This window comes from Sphingomonas bacterium (genome assembly GCF_028292945.1).
Classification (GTDB): Bacteria; Pseudomonadota; Alphaproteobacteria; order Sphingomonadales; family Sphingomonadaceae; genus Sphingomonas.
The window spans coordinates 1-13,965 of sequence record NZ_JAQGLJ010000102.1; the positions used below are offsets into that span (position 1 = coordinate 1).

A 13,965-nucleotide genomic window follows, 5' to 3' on the forward strand; every position below is an offset into this window, starting at 1 on the left:
GGCGGCATCAACGCGATGATCGTCGACTCCACCGCCTTGCCCGAACAGGTGGTGGCGGACGTGATCGCGTCGGCGTTCCGCTCGGCGGGGCAGCGCTGCTCGGCGCTGCGGCTGCTGCTGGTGCAGGAGGAGGTTGCGGACACGGTGCTCGGCATGCTCGCCGGCGCGATGGACACGCTGGTGATCGGCGCTCCGGGCGATCCGGCGACCGATGTCGGGCCGGTAATCGATCGGGCTGCGTACGATCATCTCATGGGTCATCGCGAGCGGGTACGCGGGCAGTGGCTGAAGACGCTGGACGCGCCGGCGGAAGGCCTGTTCGTGCCGCCGACCTTGATCCGACTGGATCGTATCGAGGATCTGGACCGCGAATGGTTCGGCCCGCTGCTGCACGTCGCGACGTGGCCGGCAGGGCAGCTGAGCGAGACGATCGCGCGGGTCAACGCCAAGGGCTATGGCCTGACCATGGGGCTGCACAGCCGTATCGCGCGCGCCGCCGAGATTGCGGAGGCGGAGGCGCAGGTCGGCAACCTGTACGTCAACCGGTCGATGATCGGCGCGGTGGTGGGTTCGCAGCCGTTCGGGGGCGAGGGTCTATCCGGCACGGGGCCAAAGGCGGGGGGACCGCACTATCTGCAACGGTTCTGCGTCGAGCGGCATGTGTCGACGGACACCACGAGCGCAGGGGGCAATGCGACGTTGCTGAGCCTGGAGGAGGGCGGGATCTAGTCCCCTTCGCCCGGTCGGCGCGGCGCCGGCGTGGCGGCCGGGCTCGTCGTTCCCGCCCGATGCGGCGACGGCCACGCGCTCGCCTGCACGGCCTCGTCAGGCGCGCTGAACTCGGTCTGCGTGGGATAGGCGAGCGCGATGCCCTCGTCGTTCAGCCGCCGGATGATGGCGAGGCCGACCTGGTGGCGGGCGTCGAAGAAGGGCTGGAACGCGGCCTCGGGCGAGTCGAACTCGACGTCGAAGTCGTAGGACGACGCGCCGAACTGCATGAAGCCGGCCCGGACGAAGGTCTTGCCTTCGGCTTCCACCACTTCCTTCATCATCTCCGGCAGGCGCTGCATCTTGTCGACCGGCGTCCACTGCACCACGCCGAGCACGAACTTGACGCGACGATAGTTGCGCCGCGTGATGTTCTGGATCTCCTTGTCGAGCAGCTGCTTGTTGGCGATGATCCGCTCCTCGCCGGTCGCGGAGCGGATGCGGGTGGACTTCAGGCCGATCTCCTCGACCGTGCCGGTCGTCTGGTCGTAGCTGATCGTGTCGCCGCGCCGGAACGGCTTGTCGAAGATGATCGCAAGCGCGGCGAACAGATCGTCGAAGATGCCCTTCGCCGCCAGGCCGATGGCGATACCGCCGACGCCCAGCCCAGCGACCAGCCCGGTGACGTTGACGCCCAGGTTATCGAGCACGACGATCAGCGCGATCGCGAACAGCGCGAAGGTGACGAGCAGGCGGATCAGCCCCATCGCCGACGTCAGCGCCTCGCCGTGATAGGTGTCCGCGCTGGTGCGGTGCTCGACCGCGCCCAGGATCAGCTCGCGCACCCAGATCGCGACCTGGAACGCGGCCGCGATCGTCCACAGGAAGTTGATGGTCGTCGCCACCTCCTTCGGCGGCGCGGCGAAGGCGAAGGTGTCGCCGACCAGCTTCGCGGCCAGCATGACGATGAAGAAGTTGTTGGTCCGGATGATCGCCCGGCCGATCACCACGCGCCAGTCGATCGAGCCGGGGTTGCGATCGCACAGCCGCCGCGCCCAGCGACGCAGGCCGTGCAGCGCGAACACGATCGCGGTGGCGATGCCGGTCGCGATCAGGATCTGCAGCCAGTGCGACGTGATCCACGCCGCGCTGCTCGCCAGGAACTGTTCGAACTGGCTGGCGACGTCGGCGGCGCTGAAGATCGGCTTCTTTTCGGCGGCCGCGATCGCGGCTGTGTTGGTCGTCGTCATCAACTCGCTTCGTGTTACGCCGCGGCGGCGGCCTCTCTCGCCTCGGCCTTCGCCTTCGGAACGACGTCGCGTTCCAGAAAGGCGATCAGCCCGCGTTCCTCGCGGGTGAGCTGGCCGGCGGCGCGGGGCAGTCGCAGCGCGCGCCTGAACACAGCCTGATCCTGTTTGACGAGGTCGATCAGGTCGGGGTGGACATAGGATTTGCGCGCGATCGCGGGCGTGTTGCCGAGCTTCTGCGTCACCGGCTCCAGCAATTGCTTGAGCGTGACGTCCTTGTCAGCGCCGATCAGCGCCTCGAAGGCGATCAGGCTTGCGCCCCAGGTGCGGAAGTTCTTGGCGGTGAAGTCGCCGCCGGTCGCGGTCTTGATGTAGAGATTGACGTCGGACGAGGTGACGGGGTGCGCCTCGCCGGCATCGTCCACCCAGGCGAAAAGATGCTGCTCGTCCAGATCCTCGCACGCCTTGACGAAGCGGGCGAGACCACGGTCGGTGACCTTCTTGTCGCACATCTTGCCGGACTTGGCCTTGAACTGAAGCCTCAGCGTGTTGCCCTTCACCTCGCCATGCTCGGTGCGCAGCGTGGTGGCCCCGTAGCTCTCGTTCTGCTTGACGTAATCCTCGTTGCCGACGCGAATGTGGCCGATGTCGAGCAGGCGGACGACGGCGGCGACCGCGCGCGCCTTGTCGAGCGCCCGGCGCGCGAGATCCTCCGCGACGCGCTTGCGGAGCTTGGGCAGGACGCGGCCGAATTCGGCGGTCTTTTCGTACTTCGCGGCTTCCTGCTGTTCGCGATAGCCGGGATGGTAGCGATACTGCTTGCGCCCCTTTTCGTCCCAGCCGACCGCCTGGATGTGACCGTGCGGCCGGGGGTTGAACCAGGCGTCGCGATAGGCGGGCGGCAGACCGATCGCGTTCAGCCGGTCGATCTCGTCGCGGTCGACGATGCGCTCGCCGGCGGAGTCGAAATAGGCCCAGCCGTTGCGGACGCGTCTGCGGGTGATGCCGGGCTTTGAGTCATCGGAGTAGACGATCTTGAGGGCCATGGGCGGGCAATGACTGGCCGGGGCGATCGTTCCCGCGGGGCAAGGCCCGTGCGTTGAGCCACGCTTGTGCGGGTAACTCAAGATACCGGTAGAGCAAGTGCGAGGCGGCGAGCACCAGCAGCACATAGCCGACGATCGCCGCGGTCGGGGCAGGACCCGCGGGGAGGAGGAGTTTCACCAGCTTCCAGAGCAGGAAGTGCGACAGGTAGGTGGCGTAGCTGATCTCGCCGAGCCAGTGCAGCGGCCGGCTTGCCAGCGGGCGCGCCTTGGCGCGGGCGAGCGCCAGCAACAGCGCGGCGAAGGCGGCTGGGATCACCAGCGTTTCCGCTGCGCCCAGCACCGCGGCGGCGAGCAGCGTCGCGCCGATCGCGGCGGGCAGGCGGACGCTGCCACCGCGCTGATACAGTGCCGCCAGGATCGTACCGGTGGTGAACTCGACCAGGCACCGCAGCAGCCCGAACCGCGGGATGCCCTGGCCGAGCGAGCCCCAGCCCATCACGAGCGGCAGCACCGTGAGCACCACCGCCGCCGCGGCGATCAGCGCGGGCGTCGACCAGCGCCGCCAGTCGACGCAGCGGATCAGCAGCGGAAAGAGGAGATACGCCGCCCATTCCGCGCTGATCGACCAGGCGGGATCATTCCAGTGCAGCGCGGTCGTCGTGCCCCATTGCTGGAGGAGGAGCAGGTGGAGCGGCAGCTCGCGCCACGGGAAAGCGGGGTCGGGTGTGCCGCGCAGCTCCATCGCCATCGCCAGCGCGATCGCGAGCGCGAGCATCGTCAGGTGCAGCGGCCAGATGCGCGCGATGCGCTTTTGCCAGAAGCGCCGGGTCTCGCCCGCGACGCGATCGTGCCAGGCGAGCCAGATCACGAAGCCCGACAGCAGGAAGAAGAAGTCGACCGCGAGGTAGCCCTTGGCCAGCACCGCCTCGATCGGCGCGGGGAGGCCGGGGATCGACTGACGCAGATGGTAGAAGACCACCAGCCAGGCGGCGAGCCCGCGCGCGCCGGTCAACTGGCGCAGCTCGGTCATGCGGTGAGATGCCGCGCCGCCGGCTGCGCGGGGCGCGCGAAGCCACGCGGCACAGCTTCGGCGCGGCGGCGGGCGAGATAGGTGTCGAGGCCGATCTGCGCGCCGATCAGCATGTAGATGAAGGGCTGGAACGCGATCGCGATGAACGCGGCGCCGAGCAGATAGACGAGCTGCGCCGATTGCAGCGCGGCCGCGAGGCTGCCCGCCCACGCCTGTTCGCCGGTACGATAGCGACGGCGCAACACCTCCATGCGCAGCAGGCCGCCGACCATGATGAGCAGCCACAGGCCAAGCCCTGGCCAGCCCTGTTCGCCCAGCATTTCGAAATAGGCGGAATGATAGGCGCGGCCCTGATCGGAGGCGAGTTTGGGCTGGTCGCCGGTCGCGCCCTTGTCCTTCAGGTCGTAGACGATGCGGTTCTGCCGGTAGGCGTCGAACCCGCCGCCCAGCGGGTTGTGCTGGGCGAACTCCCACGTCCATTTCCACACCGCGACGCGGGTGGAGGCGGACTCGTCGGCCTGGTAGCTGCCGATCGTGCTCATCCGCGCGGTAAAGGTGGCGGGCAGGAACGGCACCGCGACGAGCGCCAGCGCCGCCAGCGCCGACAGGTATAGCAGCCTGCGCTTCACTAGCCGCAGCGACAGCAGCGCCAGCAGGGCGATGCAGACGAGCCCGGTGCGCGTCGAGGTGCCGACCGGGATCAGCAGACAGGCGAAACCGAGCGCGATTGCAAAACCCTTCACGCGCCAGTCCGCCGGAAACACGGTCTGATGACGCGCCAGCCAGGCGATCAGCGGGATGATCGCGATCGCGACGGTGGAGATGGTCGAGCCTTCGTAGAGGCCGGAGTTGTTGTCGACCATCAGGTTGAGCTGGCCATAGCCACCGCCCGACGCCAGCGTCTTGATGCCGCCGACGATGATGATTGACGAGGCGGACAGCACCATGACCAGCAGCAGCGCCTCGATGCGCAGCCTGGTGCGGAGCGTCAGCGGCAGGAACGCGGCAAAGGCGAGCGCCTTCCACACCCAGTCCCACTTGTCGCGCGCCTCCAGCGGGAAATCGGCGGCCATCGTGGTGAGGCCGCAATAGACCAGCAGCAGGGCGATCATGATCTGGCGCGGCGCCACACGGACGTCACGCTTTGCGTCTGCGATCAGCCAGCCGCCGACCGCCAGCGCCACCGCGACCAGCGAGATCTGCAGCGCGTTGAGCAGATAATAGGTCAGCCGCTGCGGCGCGACGATGTCGATATAGACATAGACGAGCACCAGCAGGAACGGCCGACGCAAGCCAAGTCCGAACAGGGCCAGCAGAAAGGCGAGAAAGGCGAGGTCACGCACGCGGCGGACGTCCGGCGTCGGGGGGTGGCGGCTCGGTGTCGAGATCGTCGCGTCGCGCGAGCAGCCAGGCGGCGAGCAGGATCAGGCCGTGCGACACGGCGAGCGCGAAATTGTCGATCACTGGCCCGCGCTCCGCATCGTCGCCGCTTAGCGGGGCGGGGTTGCGGGCGCGTTAAGGACCCCGCGGCGGCCTGTCGCTGCGGCTGTTCCCTGTCATGGTGGGGCGATGTCGAGGCTTTCCGGCCGTGCCAATGCCCTTGCGCTGTTGCTGGCTATCGTTGGTTGGGCAGGTGCGGCCTGCGCGCGATCGGCGATGTCATCCGGCCTCGAGCAGTTGCGTGCGTTCTGGGTCCGGGCTGCCGCCGAGCCGCCATCGCCGCCGCAGCCGGGCAGGATCGTGACCCTTGGCGCCCGGGAGGTCGGGTGCGACAACGGGCTGAACTGTCGCGAGCCTGCGGACTTCATCGCTGCCCGGAACGATCAGAACGAGTCCGTTCCTCAACCCTGAACGTGGCGGTGATAGTCTCGAAATACAGAGCTGAAGGTGGGCCGGGGCTCGCTGAACCCCGGCCCGATCCAGGTTAGGCCGAGACCCTGGCGCGCGAGGCGGAATGGCCGCCGTTGCGATACAGGATGTCGCGGACGCGCTGGGCTTCGGAACCGCCGACATTGGCCGTCACGAGCACGCCACCGTTCTTCATGCCTGCGCCATAATATTTGGCGTCGTCCTCGTCCACGCCGTGCTTGAGCAGCACTTCGTTGAACGTGCCGGCAGTGGCGCCGACCGCCGCGCCGATCGCCATGGCTTCGGGCACCGCGGAGGCCGCGATCGCACCGAGTGCGGCGAGCGGGCCGACGCCGGGAATGGCGAGCGCCGCGACGCCGAGACCGGCGCCGAGCGCTCCGCCGCCCAGGATGCCGCGCAGCAGGTTGGTGTGCTCTTCGTCGGTGACTTCACCGTCGACATCGCGGGTGGTCATCGTGCGACCCTTTTGCGCGATGATCGACAGCGCACTGTCGTTGACGCCCGACTGGCGCAGTTCGGCGACCGCGCGTTGTGCCTCTTCATGGCTGTCGAACAGCGCGGAAGCGACGCCGCCGGTCGAACCCGACGTGGAGCCGTAGCTGCTGCTGCTGCTGCTGCTCGAACCGGTCGCGGCGGCGATGCCGCCGGTGCCACCGGTGATCGCATTGGCTGCGCGGTCGAGCGGCCCACGGTTGGGATCGTCATGACCGGTCATCGCGTTCGCGGCGCGATCAAGAGGGCCACGGTTGGGATCGTCGTGGCCGCGCAGGGCGTTGGCGGTACGATCGAGGGGGCCGCGGTTGGGATCGTCGATGCTCATGTGATTCTCTCCATTTACTCTACAGGGCCGATGGAGCCGCCGGCGACTGGCAGCCGCCAACAATCCTGTCTCGGTGCCGCCCTAACTCGCCACCCCGCGCGAATGTTCACGGCCGATGTGCGTTAATCGGGATTATGGTGGTGACCGGCTCTTAACGGTCGTCATGGCACAGCGGCGCCATGCGAATCCTGCACGTCCTCGACCATGCGCTGCCGCTGCAGAGCGGCTATACCTTTCGCACGCGCGCGATCCTGAAGGCGCAGATCGCGCGGGGCTACGAGGTCGCAGGGGTGACCGGACCGCGCCAGAAGACGGCGGCGAGCGGCTGGGAAGCGGTGGACGGCCTGCGCTTTTTCCGGACGCCGGCGCCCGGCGGCGAGCTGCGCGGCCTGGCGGCATTTGCGCGGAGCATCGCGGCGGCGGTCGACATGTTCCGGCCGGATGTGCTGCACGCGCATTCTCCGGTGCTGGACGCGCTGGCGGCACTGCCGGTGGCGCGGCGACGAGGGCTGCCGCTGGTCTACGAGATCCGCGCGTTCTGGGAGGATGCGGCCGTCGGCAACGGCACGGGGCGCGAGGGATCTTTGCGCTACCGCGCCACCCGCGCGCTGGAGCGCTGGGCGGTCGGCCGCGCGGATGCGGTGGCGGTGATCTGCGACGGCTTGCGCGGTGACCTGATCGCGCGCGGCGTGTCGCCGGGCAAGGTCACGGTGTCGCCCAACGGCGTCGACCTGACGCTGTTTGGCGCGCCGCCGCCGCGCGACGCGGCACTGGCGGCCGAGCTGGGGCTGGATGGGGCCGATGTGGTCGGCTTTATCGGCAGCTTCTATCCCTATGAGGGGCTGGACGACCTGCTCGCGGCGATGCCGGCGCTGGTGGCGGCGCGGCCGCGCGCGACGCTGTTGCTGGTCGGTGGCGGGCCGGCGGAGGATGCCTTGCGCGTCCAGGCGGCGGCATCGCCGGTGGCCGATCGCATCCGGTTCGTCGGGCGCGTGCCGCATACGGAGGTGGAGCGCTATTATGGGCTGATCGACGTGCTCGCCTACCCGCGCAAGGCGATGCGGCTGACCGATCTGGTGACCCCGCTGAAGCCTCTGGAAGCGATGGCGCAGGGCAAGCTGGTGGCGGCATCCGATGTCGGCGGTCATCGCGAGCTGATCCGGGACGGACACACGGGCACGCTGTTCGCGCCCGACGACCCTCCCGCGATCGCTCGCGCGCTGGCGGGGCTGTTCGCGGATCGCTCCGGTTGGGACGCGCGGCGGGCCCGGGCTCGCGCATTTGTCGAAGCCGAGCGTAACTGGGCGTCAAACATTGGCCGTTACGAGCCTGTTTACCAGCGGCTGGTCGAGGCCGCGCGAGCGAGTACCCCATGGTTGAGCCAATCCGCCCCCGCCTGACAAAGTCCGACCTGATCCGGCAAGCGCCCTTCATTGGCGCGGGCCTGGCGGGTGGGTTGTTCGCGCTTGGTGCGATCGCATTGCCGACCGCGTGGCTGGAGGATGCCGTGACCGGCAGCGCCATCGCGGCGGTGCTGACGGTCGCCGAACCGCCGTTGGGCGCGACGGCACGCGCGGTGCTGGCGCTGGTCGGCGGAGTCGCGTTCGCGGCGGTGACCTGGGCGGCGCTGTATCTGCTGATGGGACCGGGCGGCCCGCTCGCCGCCAAGAAGACTTCCGGTTCGGCGCGCAGGCAGACCCCGACGGTGCGGCGCGCCGATGCGCACCCCGACGCGCCGCCGCGCTGGCCGCTGTCGGCGACCGAACTGCCCGCGCCGCCGCCGCCGGTGGCGGTCGCACCGGTTCAGCAGGACCTGCCCGCCGATCTGGACATGCCGCTCGCGGCGTTCGATCCGGCGGCGGTGCTGCCCGTGCCGATGACGCCGTCGGAAGCGGTAAAGCCGCTGGCACCCGCGCTTGCACCCGGAGAGCGGATGGAGACCTTCGCGCTCGCCATTCCTGCGCGGCCCGCCCCGCCGCCATCCGACGAACCGCCGAGCATCGATGCGCTGCTGCGCCGGCTGGAGCAGGGCGCGCAGCGGCGCGTGGCGCGGGGATGAAACGGGTGCGGGGTAACCGTCGCTAAACCGCTTCATCCCGGCCGCTTCTGCTGTTAGCACCCCGGCAAAAGCCGGAGGACGCATGACCGACACCACGACCGCGCCGGAGCCCGCGCCCGACGCCGGTGAAACGCCGGCGTCGCCCTATGCCTGGTATGTGCTGGGCGTGCTGGTGCTCGTCTATGTGCTGAATTTCGTCGACCGGCAGATCATCACCATCCTGGCGCCCGATATCAAGCGCGATCTGGGGCTGAACGACGCGGATATTGGCTTTCTGTACGGCACCGCGTTCGCGGTCTTCTATGCGCTCTTCGGCATTCCGCTGGGGCGGCTGGCAGACAGCTGGAGCCGGATCAGGCTGCTGACGATCGGACTGGGACTGTGGTCCGCGATGACGGCGGCATCGGGGTTCGCGCGTAGCGGCGTGACGCTGGGCGTCGCACGGATGGGCGTCGGCATCGGCGAGGCGACCGCCAGCCCGTCGGCCTATTCGCTGATCTCCGACCTGTTCCCCAAGGGCAAGCGCGGCACCGCGCTCGCGATCTATTCGTCGGGGCTGTACGTCGGCGGCGGCGTGTCGCTGATGATCGGCGGCGGCGTGGTGCAGGCCTGGAACAACGCCTATCCGGGCGGCGGCCCGCTGGGGCTGGCCGGGTGGCAGGCGGCGTTCCTGGCCGTGGGCCTCCCGGGGCTGTTGCTGGCATTGTGGGTATCGACGCTGCGCGAGCCGATCCGCGGCCTGATCGACGGGCTGCGCACGCCGCCGGCCGAGCATCCGTTCCGCGACTTCGGGACCGAGCTGTTCGCGGTCATTCCGCCCTTCACGCTCGTCACCGCCGCGCGCCGTGGCATGAGCGCGCTGGCGGTAAACCTGCTGGCGGGCGGTCTGTTGACGGCAGCGGCGGTGGGGCTGATCCTGCTGACCGGCGGTTCGCTCGACCGGTTCGCGGGCAGCACGCTGCAATGGACGTGCATCGCGTTCGGCTATTACGCGATCTTCTCGTGGGTGACCTCGCTGCGGGTGCGCGATCGGCCGACCTTTGCGCTGATCTGGGGGTCGCCGGCGTTCCTGTGCACGATCCTGGGCTATGGCTGCGTGTCGTTCCTGTCCTATGCCTCGACCGCGTTCGCCCCCGTGTTCGCGCAGGACGTGCTGGGCGCGTCGGCGGTGGTGACAGGCGCGTGGGTCGGCGGCTTCGGCGCGCTGGGCGGATTCCTGGGCGTGATCATGGGCGGCCGGATGAGCGACGCGCTGCTGCGTCGCAACGGCGGGGGACGCATCCTGGTCGTGGTGTTCGGGCTGATCGCGCCGACACTGCCGATCTGGCTGGCCTTTTCCACGGTGTCCGCGCCGGGGGACAACGACTTCATCCACTTCGTCATCCTGGCGAGCCTCGCCAACATGCTGGCCAGTTCCGCGCTGGGCGCGGCGGCGGCGACCACGCAGGATCTGGTGCTGCCACGCATGCGCGGGGCGGCGACGGCGACCTTCTTCCTCGCCACCACGCTGGTCGGGCTGGCGCTCGGGCCATATCTGGCCGGCTATGTGTCGGCGACGACGGGCAGTCTGGCGACCGGCGTCAAGTCGGTGCTGCTGATCGTGCCGATCGGCCTGGCGCTGCTGGCGGCGGCCTACCGTCTGGTGCCGCTGGCCGCGCGCTCGGTGGTCGAGCGCGCGCGGGCGGCGGGCGAGCCGATCTAGGCGGGCGCGAACACCCCGCAGGCGATGCGCCCGCCGCTGTTGCCCGACGGATCGGTCATGAGGTCGTCGGCGGTGGCGTGGACGACCACGGCCCCGCCGTCCCCATCGAGCATGCCACCCAGCGTCGCGCCCGCCAGCGTCACGCCCAGCGTGCCGCGGCCGTCGTTGCCGACCAGCAGGTTGGGCAGGTCGCCAGCGTGCGGCCCCTGCGGGTTCATCGTGCCGTGCTTGCTGGCGGCCGGGTTCCAGTGCGGGCCGGCGCTCTCGAAGCCGGGCGCGTCGCAGCGGCCGACGGTATGGACATGCGCGCCGTGCGTGCCGGCGGGCACGTTGCGAACGTCGAGCGTGACGCGCACGCCGCCTGCGACTTCGGTCGCCACCGCACGACCGGCGGGCGCGCCGCTGGCGGTGAGAAGCTGCGCCGTGGCGATGCGGCCGCCGGGCAGGACGGCGCCGGTCATCGGCTCGGCCTTGTTGCAGGCAGCCAATACGACAGGGACGAGCAGCAGCAGGGACAGGCGCATGGAACGATCTCCGGTATTCAAGGTTCGAGCGGCCAACGCACGACCGGCTCATATGATGCACCCTCGCGACCGAGATGGCTTTGTAACAGGATCATATGTGGCAGCGTGAACGCCGGGCCGGCGAGGCCGGCGGTGGTCGCCAGCCATTGGTCGACCGCAGGATCGCGCATCGCGGCGCCGGACAGCCGCGCGAGCGTGACGTGCGGCAGGAAGGCACGTCGCTCGGGGCGCAGCCCCGCGCGGACGCAGGCGTGGTCGACCTTGCGATGCAATGCGTGCAAGGCATCATGAGGAGTGACGCCGGCCCATAGCGCGCCGGATCGGCTGCCCTTGTTGAAGGCGCCCGTACCCGACAGCCGCAAAGTCGGCGCGGGCGCGTGTACCTGCCCGAGTGCGGCCGCCACGTCCTCGCCGACCGACTCATCCACCTCGCCGATGAAGCGCAGCGTCAGGTGGAGCTGCTCGTCGTCCTGCCAGCGGGCGCCGGGCACGCCCTCCATCAGGTCCAGCAACTGTTCGCGGACATTGGCAGGCGGGCGTAGCGCGATAAACAGGCGGACGGGCATTCACCGCATTTTGAGGCTGCCCCCCGCACATGCAAGCGGCGCTTGAAACAAGCCCCGAACAAGCCGATATCGCAGAACATCCGACGCGCTTTCATGTCGGGCAAAGGAGTTTCGAATGGCCAACTGGTCTGACCCTCGCGCAAACGCCGCGCCGTTCGCGGCGTCGCTGGCCGGCACCCGCTCGGCGTCGTACGACGCGGGTCTGCGGTCCTACATGCTGTCCGTCTACAACTACATGGCATCGGGCGTGCTGCTGACGGGTATCGTCGCACTCGTCTTCGCCGCCTCCGGCTATGCCGCCATCGTGTTCCAGACGCCGCTCAAGTGGCTGATCGTCCTGTCGCCGCTGGCGTTCGTGATGGTGCTGAGCTTTGGCATCAACAAGCTGTCCGAAGGCACGGCGAAGCTGCTGTTCTGGGCGTTCGCCACCGTCATGGGCCTGTCGATGTCGACCATCTTCCTGGTCTATACCGGTCCGTCGATCGCGATCACCTTCTTCGCGACCGCCGCCGCGTTCCTGTCGCTGAGCCTGTACGGCTACACGACCAAGAAGGACCTGTCGGGCTTTGGCACGTTCCTGATCATGGGCGTGGTCGGGCTGATCGTCGCCTCGCTGCTGAACATCTTCTTCCAGTCGCCGGCGCTGAACCTGGCGATCAGCGGGATCGGCGTGCTGCTGTTCGCCGGCCTCACCGCCTATGACACGCAGCGCATCAAGGAGATGTACGCGCATGTCGCGGGCACCGACATGATGGGCAAGACGGTCATCATGGGCGCGCTGTCGCTGTACCTCGACTTCGTGAACATGTTCCAGTTCCTGCTCTCGTTCCTGGGCAACCGCGACTAACCCTCGCATTCACGATCGTGACGGAAGGCCCGGCGGGGAGACTCGCCGGGCCTTCTTCTTTTCAGGGAGGGATTATGCGGCTCGGGATCGAAGTAGAGCTCGACTATGCCGTGCCCGAACCAGCGGACGTGCTGTTGCAGATCGAGGTCGCGGCGCTGCCCGACCAGCGGGTCGAGGCGGAGGAGCTGATCGTCTGGTCGGACCAGCCGATCAGGGCCGAGCGGGGCGAGGAGGGCATCGGGCAGCGCTGCTGGGTCGAGGCGAAGGACCGGCTGGAGGCGCGATATCGCGCGACGGTGACGGTGGACCGGCCGCCGGTGACGCTGGCGGGGCTGGCCGCGACGCCGCCGCGGCTAGTGCCGACCGAACTGACCGCCTATCTGCTGCCGAGCCGTTATTGTCCGGTCGATCGCTTCGACGGCTTCGTGCGGCGCTCGTTCGACGGACTAGAGGGCGGCGACCTGGCGGCGGCGCTGGCCGACTGGGTCGCTCACGAGATCGAGTATAGCTGCGAGGGTACGACGTCCGACACGACCGCGCTCGACACGTTCGCCACCCGCGCGGGCGTGTGCCGCGACTATGCGCACCTGCTGGTGACCCTGGCGCGGGCGGGCGGCATCCCGGCGCGCTGCGTCGCGGCCTATGCGCCCGGCGTCGATCCGCCCGACTTCCACGCCGTCGCCGAGCTGTGGCTGGACGGGACATGGCACCTGGTCGACGCGACCGGCATGGCGTGCGCCGACGAGATCGCGCGCGTTGCGGTCGGGCGCGACGCGGTCGACATTGCGTTCATGACCGTGTTCGGCCGCGCGACGCTGCTGCGGCAGACGGTGCGGGTAGTGCGGCTGGCGTAGGAACGGGCACACGCCTTGCTCGTTGGGTATTCTGACGATCCATTCAGGAGCGAGATCATGCCAGACACCGCCGACAAGCCGCTCGACACCCTCTCCGACGCGGCGAACGCGCCAAGCGCCAGCAATCAGGAGCGCGACCCGCGTCAGGATGCCGGGCAGGACGCCTCCATGATCGCGCGGCTGGAGCGCGATCCCGAGAGCAAGGAAGCGCGGCTCGACATCGCGCTGGACGAGTCGATGGACGCCAGCGATCCGCCTTCCTCGACGCAGCCGGTACATAATACCGGCCCCGCCGCATCGTCGGGTTTCGACGAAGAAGCCGAGGCGAAGCTGCAGGGACTGAACTGAACTTCTGGACGACGACCCCAAGTCCTTCTCCGGCGGAAGCCGGGGAAGGACTTGGGGGTCTAGCATTGAGCCCGCCATTGCTCCTTCCCCGGGACGCCGGGGTCCAGTCCGCCGCGCGGGTCGCGCGTCCGCCGATCAGTGATCGCGCTTTGCCGCCGGCCCGGCCGACTGGGCCCCGGCTTCCGCCGGGGAGGCGCTCCCCGTATGTACGTTTGTGACTCAAAAGCCTCAGCTTGCCACATAACCTTCGCCGTCGACTCCTATCGCCGCATCCGTCGTTGCGGCGCGGCGGTTTTCATGATGCCTTGGTAAACGCCGGCTGACGCAGGCGTTCAGGGATTTGTT

Annotated in this window: 16 protein-coding genes; 8 read left to right on the plus strand and 8 right to left on the minus strand. The window is 69.0% G+C overall.

What is annotated here, in order from left to right:
- A partial coding sequence (locus JWN21_RS11060) for an aldehyde dehydrogenase family protein (RefSeq protein ID WP_299649812.1) occupies window positions 1–729 on the plus strand: 729 nt, incomplete at its 5' end.
- Here JWN21_RS11060 and JWN21_RS11065 read toward each other — a convergent pair.
- From JWN21_RS11065 to JWN21_RS11085, 5 genes are read right to left on the minus strand one after another with little or no spacing between them, the layout of a single operon-like run.
- A complete protein-coding gene (locus tag JWN21_RS11065) occupies window positions 726–1,958 on the minus strand; it encodes a mechanosensitive ion channel family protein (RefSeq protein ID WP_299649815.1) in 1,233 nt (410 codons plus the stop codon). The genes JWN21_RS11060 and JWN21_RS11065 overlap by 4 nt on opposite strands.
- 14 nt (window positions 1,959–1,972) lie before the next feature.
- A complete protein-coding gene (locus tag JWN21_RS11070) occupies window positions 1,973–3,001 on the minus strand; it encodes a DNA topoisomerase IB (RefSeq protein ID WP_299649818.1) in 1,029 nt (342 codons plus the stop codon).
- Window positions 2,973–4,031 (minus strand): acyltransferase, encoded by a 1,059-nt coding sequence (locus JWN21_RS11075; RefSeq protein ID WP_299649821.1) that lies wholly within the window; start codon window positions 4,029–4,031, stop codon window positions 2,973–2,975. Before JWN21_RS11075 ends, JWN21_RS11070 begins: the two co-directional genes overlap by 29 nt.
- On the minus strand, window positions 4,028–5,374 hold the full coding sequence (locus JWN21_RS11080) for a putative O-glycosylation ligase, exosortase A system-associated (protein ID WP_299649825.1): 1,347 nt from the start codon (window positions 5,372–5,374) through the stop codon (window positions 4,028–4,030). Before JWN21_RS11080 ends, JWN21_RS11075 begins: the two co-directional genes overlap by 4 nt.
- Window positions 5,367–5,495, minus strand: coding sequence for a hypothetical protein (locus JWN21_RS11085; protein ID WP_299649828.1), 129 nt, complete (start codon window positions 5,493–5,495; stop codon window positions 5,367–5,369). The genes JWN21_RS11080 and JWN21_RS11085 overlap by 8 nt, the downstream gene beginning before the upstream one ends.
- A gap of 105 nt (window positions 5,496–5,600) precedes the next feature.
- Between JWN21_RS11085 and JWN21_RS11090 the strand changes: the two genes are divergently transcribed.
- Complete coding sequence (locus tag JWN21_RS11090) at window positions 5,601–5,882, plus strand: hypothetical protein (protein ID WP_299649831.1); 282 nt, start codon at window positions 5,601–5,603, stop codon at window positions 5,880–5,882.
- Between the two features lie 73 nt (window positions 5,883–5,955).
- Here the strand turns inward: JWN21_RS11090 and JWN21_RS11095 are convergent, their stop codons facing one another.
- Complete coding sequence (locus JWN21_RS11095; protein WP_299649834.1) at window positions 5,956–6,720, minus strand: hypothetical protein; 765 nt, start codon at window positions 6,718–6,720, stop codon at window positions 5,956–5,958.
- 179 nt (window positions 6,721–6,899) lie between these two features.
- On the opposite strand from JWN21_RS11095, the gene JWN21_RS11100 reads away from it, so the two are divergent.
- From JWN21_RS11100 to JWN21_RS11110, 3 genes are all read left to right on the plus strand, one after another.
- A complete protein-coding gene (locus tag JWN21_RS11100) occupies window positions 6,900–8,120 on the plus strand; it encodes a TIGR04063 family PEP-CTERM/XrtA system glycosyltransferase (protein WP_299649837.1) in 1,221 nt (406 codons plus the stop codon).
- Window positions 8,093–8,779, plus strand: coding sequence for a hypothetical protein (locus tag JWN21_RS11105; RefSeq protein ID WP_299649839.1), 687 nt, complete (start codon window positions 8,093–8,095; stop codon window positions 8,777–8,779). The genes JWN21_RS11100 and JWN21_RS11105 overlap by 28 nt, the downstream gene beginning before the upstream one ends.
- Before the next feature lie 82 nt (window positions 8,780–8,861).
- Window positions 8,862–10,481, plus strand: coding sequence for an MFS transporter (locus JWN21_RS11110; RefSeq protein ID WP_299649842.1), 1,620 nt, complete (start codon window positions 8,862–8,864; stop codon window positions 10,479–10,481).
- On the opposite strand, the gene JWN21_RS11115 is transcribed toward JWN21_RS11110, so the two are convergent.
- The gene (locus JWN21_RS11115; RefSeq protein WP_299649845.1) at window positions 10,478–11,005 is read right to left on the minus strand and encodes a superoxide dismutase family protein; all 528 of its coding nucleotides are present in this window, start codon (window positions 11,003–11,005) and stop codon (window positions 10,478–10,480) included. The genes JWN21_RS11110 and JWN21_RS11115 overlap by 4 nt on opposite strands.
- Window positions 11,006–11,022: 17 nt before the next feature.
- Window positions 11,023–11,571: an RNA 2',3'-cyclic phosphodiesterase gene (thpR, locus tag JWN21_RS11120; protein WP_299649847.1), complete on the minus strand. Its 549-nt coding sequence runs from the start codon at window positions 11,569–11,571 to the stop codon at window positions 11,023–11,025.
- Between the two features lie 115 nt (window positions 11,572–11,686).
- Between thpR and JWN21_RS11125 the strand changes: the two genes are divergently transcribed.
- The 3 genes from JWN21_RS11125 (at window position 11,687) to JWN21_RS11135 (ending at window position 13,620) form a co-directional block, all read left to right on the plus strand.
- Window positions 11,687–12,418 (plus strand): Bax inhibitor-1/YccA family protein, encoded by a 732-nt coding sequence (locus JWN21_RS11125; RefSeq protein WP_299649849.1) that lies wholly within the window; start codon window positions 11,687–11,689, stop codon window positions 12,416–12,418.
- Between the two features lie 74 nt (window positions 12,419–12,492).
- Window positions 12,493–13,272, plus strand: a complete 780-nt coding sequence (locus tag JWN21_RS11130) for a transglutaminase family protein (protein WP_299649851.1) — start codon at window positions 12,493–12,495, stop codon at window positions 13,270–13,272.
- A 57-nt stretch (window positions 13,273–13,329) separates the two neighbouring features.
- Window positions 13,330–13,620, plus strand: coding sequence for a hypothetical protein (locus JWN21_RS11135; RefSeq protein WP_299649853.1), 291 nt, complete (start codon window positions 13,330–13,332; stop codon window positions 13,618–13,620).
- Window positions 13,621–13,965 lie beyond the last annotated feature (345 nt).